This window comes from Desertibaculum subflavum, assembly GCA_003576705.1.
In the GTDB taxonomy this organism is placed as follows: domain Bacteria; phylum Pseudomonadota; class Alphaproteobacteria; order Ferrovibrionales; family Ferrovibrionaceae; genus Desertibaculum; species Desertibaculum subflavum.
This window is the reverse complement of sequence record QOZS01000044.1, coordinates 1-12,206: the sequence shown is the minus strand read 5'-3', so window position 1 is coordinate 12,206 and position 12,206 is coordinate 1. Positions and strand designations below refer to the sequence as shown.

The following is a 12,206-nucleotide window of genomic DNA, read 5'->3' as shown; positions in this document are numbered from 1 at the left end:
TGACGACTGGGCGGCGCCGGCCTAACCACAAGGCAAGAGTCACGGAGGGAACCCCATGAGCGATCGCTATGCCCGCTATCAGCGGCTGAAATTCGACCGGCCGCATCCGCGCGTGCTGCGCATCACCATGTCGCGGCCCGATCGGCTGAACGCCGCCGACGAGGTGATGCACCGCGAGCTGGCCGAGATCTGGCGCGATGTCGATGCCGACGAGACGGTGAACGCCGCGATCCTGACCGGCGCCGGCAAGGCGTTCTCCGCCGGCGGCGATTTCGAGATGATCGAGAACATTATCAGCGACTACAAGTATCGCACGCGCATCTGGAAGGAAGCGCGCGACATCGTCTACAACGTGATCAACTGCTCGAAACCGATCGTCTCCGCCATGCGCGGCCCCGCGGTCGGCGCCGGCCTCGTCGCCGGCCTGCTCGCCGACGTGTCGATCGCCGCCAAGGGCGCCCGCATCATCGACGGCCACACAAGGCTCGGCGTCGCCGCCGGCGACCATTCGGTCATCGTCTGGCCGCTGCTCTGCGGCATGGCCAAGGCGAAGTACTATCTGTTGCTCTGCGACGCCGTCTCGGGCGAGGAAGCGGAGCGCATCGGCCTGATCAGCCTGGCGGTGGAAGACGACGCGCTCGACGCCAAGGCGGTCGAGCTCGCGACCCGTCTCGCCGAAGGCGCGCAGAGCGCCATCCGCTTCACCAAATATGCGCTGAACAACTGGTTCCGCATGGCGGGACCGAATTTCGACACTTCGCTGGCGCTGGAATTCCTCGGCTTCACCGGGCCCGAGGTGAAGGAAGGTCTCGCCTCGCACAAGGAGAAGCGCAAGCCCGCCTTCCCGCCGGACAGCCCGCTCTGAGGCAGGTCAGGCGAGGGCCGCGCGCAGGTCGTCGAGCTTCACCGGCTTCTGCAGATAGGTGATGTCGATCCGGCCGCCGAACTCGCCGATCAGCTTGGCCGCGTTGGCGAAGGCCGGATTGTAGCCGGAGACGATGACGATCCGGGCGCGACAGCCCTGCGCGACCAGCCAGCGCATCAGGTCGATGCCGTCCTGCTCCGGCATGACGATGTCCATCACGATCACGTCCGGCGGCGCGCCCAGGTATTGCGCCATGAAATCCGCGGGAACGGTCGTCGCGACTGCTGCATAGCCAAGCTGGCCCGCCACCTGGGCGACCAGGTCGGCGAAATCCGGATCGTCGTCGATGGCGAGAAGCCGCCGCGTCGTTGTCATGCCGCGCGCCCCTCGTCCAGCGCCGCCCTGACCTTGGCCGCCAGGTCGCGCTTGCGGAACGGCTTCTGCAGCAAGTGCACGCCGGGATCGAGCCGGCCATGGTGCAGAATGGCGTTCTCGGTATATCCCGACATGTAGAGTACCCTGAGATGAGGGCGGACCTGGCTGGCCTGCTCCGCCAGCCGCTTGCCGTTCATCGCTCCGGGCAGCACGACGTCGGTCAGCAGAAGCGCCACCTCGCCGTGCCGTTCCAGGATGCGCAGCGCGCTCTCCGCATCGTTGGCTTCCAGGACGGCATAGCCGAATGAGCGGAGAAGGGCGAAGGTCAAGGTGCGGAAATCCTGGTTGTCCTCGACCAGCAGTACGGTCTCGCCGCGCGCCGGCTGGATCTCCGGGACCGGCGCTGCCGGCTCGGCCTTGTCGAGCGCGCGCGGGAGATACAGCCTTACCGTGGTGCCCTGGCCGACCTCGCTGTAGATCCGCACGTGGCCGCGCGATTGCTTCGCGAAGCCGTAGACCATGCTGAGGCCGAGGCCGGTGCCCTTGCCGACTTCCTTGGTGGTGAAGAACGGGTCGAAGGCGCGGGCGATCACATCGGGCGGCATGCCGATGCCGGTATCCGATACCGCCAGCATGACGTATTGGCCTGGCTCCAGCTCGGCGTGGACGGCCGCATAGTCGTCGTCGAGCTTTGCGTTGCCGCTCTCGATGGTCAGCCGGCCGCCCTCCGGCATGGCGTCGCGCGCATTCACGACCAGGTTGAGCAGGGCGTTCTGCAGCTGGCCAGGGTCCGCCTCGCAGCGCCACAGCCCGGCATCGGCGACGACCTCGATGCGGATGCTCTCCGGCACGGTGCGGCGCAGCAGGTCGGCCATCTCGCGCACCAGGCCGTTGACGTCGACCACCTGCGGCATCAGCGGCTGCTGACGCGCATAGGCGAGCAGGCTGCGGGTCAGGGTCGCGCCGCGCTCGGTCGCCCGCAAGGCCGTCCGGATCATTCGGCGCAGCTCGCCTTCGGTGCCGATCGATTCGTCGGCGAGCTCGAGATTGCCGGAGATCACGCCGAGCAGGTTGTTGAAGTCGTGCGCGACCCCGCCGGTCAGCTTGCCGATTGCCTCCATGCGTTGCGCGTGGCGCAGCTGCTCTTCGGTCGCCCGGCGCTCGGTGATGTCGGAGACCAGGCTGTAATAGCCCTCCACCTTGCCGTCGGCGGCGACATCGGGGACATAGACGATCTCGACATCGCGCTGCTTGCCGTCGGGATAGTCGATCCGCCGCTCGATCGTCATCGTTCGCCCGGCCAGCACCTCCGCCACCACATCGGCCGAATCGCGCGTCCAGCCTTCGCCCATGACCTCGGTCAGCGACTTGCCGACCAGTTCCGAGGCCGGCCGGTCGAACCATTGCTCGCCGGTGCGGTTGACGAAGCGGAACCGGCGATCGCGATCGGCATGGGCGATCAGCACCGGAACGTTGTCGGCGATGCTGCGGATCTGGCGCAGCGCGGCCTCGTTCTCGGTGTTTAGCGCGGCGATGCGGCGGGTCGCCGCGCGCTCGTCGGTCACGTCGCGCCCGACCCAGAAGTAGTACGCGTCGGCGCCGACACCGATCCGCGTGCCCGACATGCGCACCTCGCGGACCGCACCGTCCTTCCGCCGCATATTGGCAACGACGATGCGCACGCCGCCATCTGCCGCCATGCGCCCGCGCACGTCTTCGAGCTGATCCCGGTCCACCCAGGTGTTCAGCTCGTCGGCACGGCGGCCGATCACCTCGTCACGTCCATAGCCGCTGCCCTGCAGCCAGGCGTCATTGACCTCGACGAAGGCTCCATTGTCGGCGCGCATGAGCGCCATCATGTCGGTGCTGCCGTGAAAGGCGCCGGCGAAGCGCGCCTCCGAGGCACGCAGCGCGATCTCGGCCAGCTTGCGCTCCGTTGTCACCTGGACGACGAGCAGCAGACCGGTGCATTCGCCGGACGCATCGAATTGCGGATGCCCGATCGCCTGTTCCCATTGCAGCCTGCCGTCGGGCCGATTGACGCGGACCTCGACCTGGAACTCGCGCTTCTCGGCGATCGCCGCATCCCGCGCCGCGGTATAGGCTGCGATGTCTTCGGGATGCACGAAGGCCATGCCTTCCTCGGTGGTGAAGTATTCGCGCCACGGCAATCCGCGCAGCTCGAACATGGTCTCGGACCAATAGATCCGGCCCGTGCGATACTCGGATCGGACGTACCCCATGCGGCCAAGCCGTTGCGCCCGTACAAGATATTCCCGGCTTTGCTGCAACTCGGTCTGAATCCGCTTCAGCTCGGTGATGTCGAGCGATGCCGAGATGACGCCCTCGACCGCGCCGCTCTCGGACAACAGCGGTGTCTTGCTCATCAGAATCCAGCGCTGCTCGCCCCCGGCCTCGAGCAGGGCTTCGTGCGGCGGCGGGATTTCGCCGCGCAGCACCTGCAGATCCTCGCTTTCCATCGCCGTACTCATCCGGCTCTCCCGGATCTCGTTGAGGCGTCGGCCGATCACCTGCTCGGCCGAAAGCGCGTATAGCTGCGCCGCGTAGGCGTTCCAGAGAACGAAGCGCAGCTCCGTATCCTTGACCGACACGGCGGCCGGCAGCACGGCGACGATGCGCTCGAGCAGGTGCTGCGTGCGGCGGGCATTTTCCTCGGCCTGCCGCTGCGCCGTCTGGTCGACGGACAGCGCAATCACCTCGAATCGGCCGGTGATCGGATTGCGGTGGGCCCGGAGCGAGGTTCTCAGCAATGCCGTCGAGCCGTCCTTGCGCGTCACCTCATGCTCGAAATCGTCGACTCGACGGTCGCGCCGCAATTGCGGCACCAGCTCGGCCGCGACCCGCTCCTGCACTTCCGGGGATGCGAAGCTGAGACGGTGCCGGCCGACGATCTCCTGGCGCTCGAATCCCATGAAGGCCAGCCAGTCGTTGCTGGCGGTGATGTAGTAACCGCCGCCGTCGAGCACGGAGAGCAGGGCCGGCGTATCGTTGTAGAGCGCGTCGATCTGCGCCGCGCGCTCGCGCCCCTCGCGCTCGGCGGCCACCAGTTGCTTGCGCGTGCGCGCGAAGGCGGCGAGCATGAGCGCCAGCCCGGTGGCCAAGATCAGGAAATGCATGGTGATGAAGGCCGGCACGAGCAGCGGCGGCGCGAGCACGGGATAGCTCGCAGCAAGCACGGCCCGCGCCAGGAAGAAGCCGCCCACGAAGCGCTCGATGCCCGGCCGGGCCGCGAAGATCAGTCCGATCCAGCCGTACAGCAACGCCAGCAGGACGCTGCCGACGATGTTGGCGGCGGCGACTCCCTGCGTCAGCGCCAGCGCCAGCGCCGCCCAGGCAGCGACTGTCCAGACGCCGAGCTGCATCCATGTCACGGCGCGCCCGAGATAGAGGCGCGTGCCGGCGAACAGCATGCCCGCCGCCGCGCCGACGCCGATGATGGCGATGACGAATAGGCCGAAGAGGTCGAATTCGCGGTGGGCGATCAGCGCCGTCGTCGCGAATCCCAGCGCTGCGAAGCTGCCCGCCCATGCGAGATTGAAGCGCGAACTGCGCTCGTACCACCACAACGCAAGAAAGACGCCGGCCAGACACAGATTGGCCACGCCGGACAGGCTTGCGGCGACGATGTTAAGCATTTGTATTGAATGTAGCGGCGGCGAGCGGCGGCGTCACCTGGGCATCAGGAAACGGCGGGGGCCGGCATCTCACACGCTGGCCCCCGCCGCGATGCGCGCTACGCCGCCCTGACCTTGGCGACGAACTTGTCGACTTCGGTCGCCAACACGGCCGCCTGACGCGACAGCTCGTCGGCGGCCCCTTTCATCTGCGCCGCGCCTGCGCCGGTTTCGTTCGCCGCCTGACTGACGCTGCTGATGTTCCGCGAAACCTCATGCGTTCCGGACGAGGCCTCTTGAACGTTCCGGCTGATCTCGCTCGTCGCCGCGGTTTGTTCCTCGACGGCGGAGGCAATCGTTGCGGCGACCTGATTGATCTCCTCGATCGTCTTGTCGATGCCCTGGATGGCGCCCACCGCCTGCTGGGTCGCCCCCTGCACGGCTTGAATCTGGTGGGTGATCTCGTCGGTCGCCTTCGCCGTCTGGTTGGCCAGGCTCTTCACCTCGCTCGCCACCACCGCGAAGCCCTTGCCTGCCTCGCCCGCCCGGGCGGCCTCGATCGTCGCGTTCAGCGCCAACAGGTTGGTCTGGCTCGCGATCCGGGTGATCAGGCCCACCACCTCGCCGATCTTCGATGCCGCCTGGGCCAGGCCGTCCACCGTCGCGCCGGTCTTCCTTGCACGGTCGGAGGCGCGGTTGGCGATCTCGGACGATTGGGCGACCTGGCGCGCGATCTCGCCGATCGACGCCGCCAGCTCTTCCGACGCAGATGCCACGGTCTGCACATTGGCCGAAGCCTGCTCGGATGCGGCGGCCACGGCGGATGCCTGGCGGGTCGTCTCCTCCGCGGTCGCCGCCATCGTGCTCGAACTCGATTGCACCTGCGTTGCGGCAGCGCTCACGGTCTGGACCACCTGCTTCACCGACGCCTCGAAGGCATCCGCCAGCGCGTTCATATCCGCCTTCCGCTTCGCCTCCGCCTCGAGGCGCACCCGCGCCTCCGCCTCACGCTGCGCCTGCTCGGCTTCGCGCTTGCGCCGCTCTTCGGCGCGCTGCATCTCTTCCTCGGCACGACGCTTCTCTTCCGCCGCCTGCCGCTCGCGCGCCTCGCGCTCGCGTTCGGCCGCCTCCTCGCGCCGGCGGTTCTGCTCGGCCTCGTGTTGCAGGCGCTCGTTCTCGATTGCCTTGCCTTTGAACACGGCCAATGCGCGGGCTATGTCGCCGATCTCGTCCCTGCGGTCGGTGCCCTCGATCGCAATCGCCATGTCGTTGTTCGCCAGCGCCGTGACCGCACCGATCGACGTCGCCAACGGCCGAGATATGGTGAAATGCGCCATCAGATAACCCATCAGCGCGCCGCCAAGGACGCCGCAGAGCGCAACGACGGCCATCACCAGCTCGATCAGCCAGGCGAACTGGTGCGCATCGTCGGCCGCGGCCACCGCCTGATTCTGGGTATAGGCATTGTAGCTTTCGACGGCTTCTTCCAGCTGATCGGCCGCCGCGCTGCTGCCCGTGACGGCTTCCGCCAGCCGCAACTGGGATTCGCCCAACGCGACAGAACCGGCGACGGACTTCGCGATGTCATAGGTGTTTCGCGCCTTTGCCAGATAGTCGGCATATCGTCTTTCGATGGCCGCGATCAGGCGCTGCTGCTCGTCATCGGCATGCGCCTTCATCTCGGCAAGCATCTGCGCGATCTGCTGGTCGTAGTGCCGGGAGCGCTCTTCCAGCGTCTGGATCATCTCCTGCTTGGGATTCAGCGACACGCGGTATTCGCCGCGATTGATGCCCTTGGCATAAACTTCGATGCGCAATCCATCCGCAACGTCGTCGCCGTCGCGCTTAATGATGTCAGCGTCTTCGACAATATGGACTATGCCGAAATAGCCGAGCCCGCCGACCAGAAACGTAAACGAAGACAGAAGCAGAATTACCGCCAGGATCTTTGTAGCGATCCGCCAATTCCGGACTTTCATCGGAGGGCCCTCCGCCCAACGCGCATAAATGAAACGGATTCCGATCCAAGCACTCTCCCGTTAAGATGTTATTACTTTGTAAAGTATGCCATTGATGGAAGTAGGGCCAACAAAAAAATCAACGGCGGCCAGTCCCTCTGACCATTCGCCCGGTGGCCGGCATCAATTTGTCAGGATCAGGCAGGACAAATTTTCCAGCTCACCGGGAAGGCCGAGGCGGAGAACTTCCGGCCTGGATTTGCCATTCCGCCGCGATGGGAGGCTCACTGCCGCGACGACTTGCCGTTCGTCCGATTGTTCGAATGGCGGCGACACGGGGGGACAAGATCCCATGCGTCCTGAACTCGATGCGCCGCTTCCATCAGGCGATGGGGTCGTCGATCACCCGAAGCCTGGCGGGCGAGCGAGATGAGCCTCGCTCGCCCCTGCCATATCTAAGCCGCCCTGATTCTGGCAATGAATCCGTCGACTTCGGTTGCCAAGGTGGCGGCCTGGCGCGACAGTTCGTCGGCCGCACCCTTCATCTGCGCCGCGCCCTCGCCGGTCTCGTTGGCCGCCTGGCTGACGCCACCGATATTGCGCGACACTTCCACCGTGCCGGTCGAGGCCTCCTGTACGTTGCGGCTGATCTCCTTCGTCGCCGAAGTCTGCTCCTCCACCGCCGAGGCAATGCTGGTCGCGATGTGGTTGATCTCCTCGATCGTCTTGCCGATGCCCTGGATCGCGCCCACCGCCTCCAGCGTCGCCCCCTGCACCGCACCGATCTGGCGCGAGATCTCCTCCGTCGCCTTCGCCGTCTGGTTCGCCAGGCTCTTCACCTCGCTCGCCACTACCGCGAAGCCCTTGCCCGCCTCGCCCGCCCGCGCCGCCTCGATCGTCGCATTGAGTGCCAACAGGTTGGTCTGACTCGCGATCGACGTGATCAGGCCCACCACCTCGCCGATCTTCGACGCCGCCTGGGCCAGCCCGTCCACCGTCGCCCCCGTCGCGCGCGCCCGATCGGAAGCCTGGTTGGCAATCTGCGCCGACTGCGCCACCTGCCGCGCGATCTCGTTGATCGAGGCCGACAGCTCCTCCGACGCCGAGGCCACCGTCTGCACATTGGCCGAGGCCTGTTCCGACGCCGCCGCCACCGCCGCGGCCTGCCGCGTCGTCTCCTCCGCCGTCGCCGACATCGAGGTCGAGCTCGACTGCACCTGCGTCGCCGCCGAACCCACCGTCTGCACCACCTGCTTCACCGAGGCGTCGAAGGCATCGGCCAGCGCGTTCATCTCCTGCTTCCGCTTCGCCTCCGCCTCGGCGCGCAGCTTCTCCTGCTCGGCCAGGCGATCCGCCTCGGCCTGCTTCATGGCGGCCTCCAGCTCGCGCAGCTTGCGCGTCGTCTCCGCCGCCGCCTCGGCCGCCAGGCGCTCGCGCTCGCGCTGCGCCTCCAGCTCCATCTCGCGCTGACGCGCCTCCGCCGCCTGGGCCTCGGCCTGCAGGCGCTCGCCCTCGATGCCGTTGTCCTTGAATACCTGCACGGCCTGCGCCATCTGACCGATCTCGTCGCCGCGATCGCGTGCCGGTACCTCGGTTGCCCAATCGCGGTCGGCAAGATGCAGCATCGCTTCGGTCATCATGTCGATCGGCCTGCAGATGGTACGCACGACCATCAGCACCGCGCCGCCCATGATGAAGAAGCCGAATATCACAACGGCGATCAGCCCGTTCGTGAGCTTCGTCGCGGTCGCATCGGCGGCCTCGTATTCCTGCAGCGAAACATCGATCTGCAGATCGACCAGCTTGCCGATGACGTCGCTGACCGGATCGATCGCCGGGTAGAGTTCCTTGTCGGCGAAGGCGCTGAGCGGCGCCCCGTCCTTGCTGCGCGCAAGGCCGATCAACTTCTGCGCCGCCGCATCGGCGGTGCCCATCGCCTGCTTCGCCGCCGTGGCGAGACGCTGCTCCTCGCCGACCATATAGGTTGCGGCATAGGCGCCCCACCGATCAGTGAGCCGGCTGCGAGCGGCCTCGACCGCCTTGATTGCCTCCGCCGCCGTCATTGCGCCGGAACGCAGCTTGTGCGTCGTGTCGACGATGTTGACGGCATACATGTCGGCGACGATCTTCAGATCGCGCAACGGCTTCACGCGGTCTTCGACGATCGTCGACAACGCGCTCCGCGAACTCGCGGCGATGTATGCGCCACCGCCGGCAAGGGCAATCATCAGGACCCCGAGTACGCCCAGCAGGACGAAGAGCCTCGTCCTGATGGTCATGTTCATCATTGCCGCAAGCATCTTTCGCCCCCAAAATTGTGCGAAAAGGGAATTGATTCTGCAGATAGAATGGGCATTTGCCTTCTATCTGGGCAGATTTGTCTCGGTTATAGGGTTCGGACGTTAAGATTGTCTGAGAAGGGCAACAATTGTCGCCTGGCTTTTGCGTCTGAGCGCTACACCATTTTCGCGCCGGGCTGCGGTAGCTCGGCATATCGAATGCCCTCAGGTCAGCCCTGCCGCAATCTTCCAGCTTGGAGGTTGGCATCGACGGTCTACCTCCGATGGACCGTCGATGCGAATGCCCTACGCCGCCCTGATTTTGGCGATGAAGCGGTCGACTTCGGTTGAGAGGGTGGCTGCCTGCTTGGACAGTTCGTCGGCGGCACCCTTCATCTCCGTCGTTGCCTGGCCGGTCTCGGAGGCCGCCTGAGTCACACCGCCGATATTGCGCGACACCTCCATCGTGCCGGTCGATGCCTCCTGCACGTTGCGGCTGATCTCCTTCGTCGCCGAAGTCTGTTCTTCCACCGCCGAGGCAATGCTAGTCGCGATGTGGTTGATCTCCTCGATCGTCTTGCCGATGCCCTGGATCGCGCCCACCGCTTCCTGCGTCGCGCCCTGCACCGACTGGATCTGACGCGAGATCTCCTCCGTCGCTTTCGCCGTCTGGTTCGCCAGGCTCTTCACTTCCGAAGCCACCACCGCGAAGCCCTTGCCGGCATCCCCCGCACGCGCCGCCTCGATCGTCGCGTTCAGCGCCAGCAGGTTGGTCTGGCTCGCGATCGAGGTGATCAAACCCACCACCTCGCCGATCTTCGACGCCGCCTGCGCCAGCCCGTCCACCGTCGCCCCGGTCTCTCGCGCGCGCTCCGATGCACGGCCGGCGATCTCCGCCGACTGCGCCACCTGGCGCGCGATCTCGTTGATCGACGCCGCCAGCTCCTCGGAAGCCGACGCGACCGTCTGCACATTCGCCGAGGCCTGCTCGGAGGCCGCCGCCACCGCGGAGGCCTGACGCGTTGTCTCCTCCGCCGTCGCCGCCATCGAGGTCGAGCTCGACTGAACCTGCGTCGCCGCCGAACCCACCGTCTGCACCACCTGCTTCACCGAGGCCTCGAACGCATCCGCAAGCGCCGCCATCTCCTGCTTCCGTTTCGCCTCGGACTCGACACGGAGACGCTCCTCGGACGCGCGCTTCTCCTCCTCCGCCTTGCGCCGCGCCTCGGCCGCCTCGCGCTCGCGGCGCTCTTCCGCCTGCCGCGCCTCGTCCTCGGCGGCGCGCTCGCGCGCCTCCTGCTCGCGTCGCGCCGCCTCTTCGCGGACGCGGTTCTGCTCGGCCTCGCGCTGCAGGCGCTCGTTCTCGATGCCGCTCTCCTTGAACACCTGCGTCGCCTGGGCCATCGCACCGATCTCGTCGCCGCGCTCCAGCGCCGGAACGTCGATCGACCAGTCCTTGCTGGCGAGCTTGTGCATGGCGCCCGTCATGGCGACGATCGGGCGGGTGATGCCGCGGCCGAGCCAGGCCGCCACGCCGAGCGAGATCGCCACCGCGAAGGCGATGACGGCCGATTGAATGATCAGATTGCGTTGCGCGTCGGCGGCGGCCGTTCCGGCTTCGCCGGCGAGGTCGCCGGCCAGGCTGTCCTCGACCCTCTTCATCAGGTTGATGCGCGCCGTCGTCGCGTTGAACCACGCCGTTCCGGCGATTCCGCCGAGCGCGGTGCCAGGCCCGGCCTCGACCGCGACTTTGCGCATGGTTTCGACTTCCTCGGCGACTTTGCCGCTGACGGTCTGCCGGGCGAGCTCGCGCTGGGCAGTGGTCGCATAGGCCTCGAACGCATCGAAGAAGGCGCGCTGATCGGCGACGACCGTCAGATAGGTGCGGTGCTGCTCAGGTGTGAACTGGCCACTGGCGAAGCCGACCGCGCCGGACGCCCGTTCCTGGCCGGCACGCTCCTTGGCCGAGAGATAGCTGTAATAGGCGAGCAGGCCGGCGGTGATGGTCGGTTCGCGCGACGATTTCACCGCCTCCCGCGGCACGGCGAGAAGGCGGGCAATCAGGCCGGAGAAGAACTTGTTCGATTCGGGGCCGCTGATCCGCTGGGCCGAGATCTCCTCGCGCTTGCCGTCGAGCTCCTTGGTCGCGGCAAGCCCGGCCTCGATCGCGCCGCGCACCTCGGCGGGATAGGCGGAGAGGTCGAGCGAACCGGCAGCCTCGGTGACCGCCGACAGCCGCTCGCCGCTCGCCTTGCGCTGGCCGGGTATCTCGCCGCCAAGCTGTTGCCCCTTGCTGTTCAGGAACACGGCCGACATGCCGCGTTCCTTCTGCAGCTCGTGCACCAGGTCGCTGACGCGGGTGGTAAATTGGGCGAGCTCGTTCATCCGCCGCATGTCGCCCGAATACCGCCACAGGTCGGTGATCGCGAGCGTCCCCAATCCGATGACCACGAGCAGTGGCAACGCGACCGCAAGCGTCAGACGCCACGCAATCGGCGTGCGCGATTCGAAACGGCGCAACATGGCCCACCCCTTGCCATTGACGGCCGGCCCCGCGTGCAAATGCATCCGCGTCCATGGCTGGCCATGTCTGCGCTATTCAATGTGTAAATCTGTAAATTAATAATGAAATATGCCGACTGCACTTGGGGTTATTATAAGATGGTCTTGTTTGATATTTGATTTTCTACGCATTGATAAATATCAATCAAGTATTCATCGAGAAGGCCACTGGCTCAGCACCTGTCGGGGTCGCCGGCGATTTTCCCCACGCGCCGAAAAGCGCGGGGGCCGCCGCGTCCACCGACGCGACGGCCCCCGCACCCTTCCGGCGCCGCACTCGTTTTTGGGTCAGGCGGCCCGCACTTTGGCGATGAACTTGTCGACCTCGCCGCGCAGCACCTCGGATTGCCGGGCGAGCTCGCTCGAGGCCGCGTTCATCTGCGTCGCCGCCGCGCCGACCTCGCCGGAGGCCTGCGTCACGCTGCCGATGTTCTTCGACACTTCCTGCGTGCCGCTGGCGGCCTCCTGCACGTTGCGGCTGATCTCCTTGGTCGCCGCGCCCTGCTCCTCCACCGCCGAGGCGATGGTGGTG

6 protein-coding genes and 1 pseudogene are annotated in these 12,206 nt (G+C 66.5%); 1 reads left to right on the top strand and 6 read right to left on the bottom strand.

The features are described from left to right. Nucleotides 1–55 precede the first annotated feature (55 nt). Nucleotides 56–865 carry an enoyl-CoA hydratase/isomerase family protein gene (locus tag DT074_RS20400; protein WP_119421713.1) on the top strand — a complete coding sequence of 270 codons (810 nt, stop codon included), beginning with the start codon at nt 56–58 and terminating at the stop codon, nt 863–865. A gap of 6 nt (nt 866–871) precedes the next feature. Here the strand turns inward: DT074_RS20400 and DT074_RS20395 are convergent, their stop codons facing one another. From DT074_RS20395 to DT074_RS20370, 6 genes and pseudogenes are all read right to left on the bottom strand, one after another. After that, the gene (locus DT074_RS20395) at nt 872–1,240 is read right to left on the bottom strand and encodes a response regulator (RefSeq protein ID WP_119421712.1); all 369 of its coding nucleotides are present in this window, start codon (nt 1,238–1,240) and stop codon (nt 872–874) included. Further along, the gene (locus DT074_RS20390) at nt 1,237–4,896 is read right to left on the bottom strand and encodes a PAS domain S-box protein (RefSeq protein ID WP_119421711.1); all 3,660 of its coding nucleotides are present in this window, start codon (nt 4,894–4,896) and stop codon (nt 1,237–1,239) included. Before DT074_RS20390 ends, DT074_RS20395 begins: the two co-directional genes overlap by 4 nt. 98 nt (nt 4,897–4,994) lie before the next feature. Beyond that, nucleotides 4,995–6,854: a methyl-accepting chemotaxis protein gene (locus tag DT074_RS20385; RefSeq protein WP_368744801.1), complete on the bottom strand. Its 1,860-nt coding sequence runs from the start codon at nt 6,852–6,854 to the stop codon at nt 4,995–4,997. A 434-nt stretch (nt 6,855–7,288) separates the two neighbouring features. Further along, nucleotides 7,289–9,112, bottom strand: coding sequence for a HAMP domain-containing methyl-accepting chemotaxis protein (locus tag DT074_RS20380; RefSeq protein ID WP_162915046.1), 1,824 nt, complete (start codon nt 9,110–9,112; stop codon nt 7,289–7,291). Nucleotides 9,113–9,418: 306 nt separating this feature from the next. Next, entirely contained in the window at nt 9,419–11,635 is a 2,217-nt protein-coding gene (locus tag DT074_RS20375; protein WP_162915045.1) for a methyl-accepting chemotaxis protein, read from the bottom strand. A 327-nt stretch (nt 11,636–11,962) separates the two neighbouring features. Continuing rightward, nucleotides 11,963–12,206, bottom strand: a pseudogene (locus tag DT074_RS20370) (methyl-accepting chemotaxis protein); the annotation flags it as partial.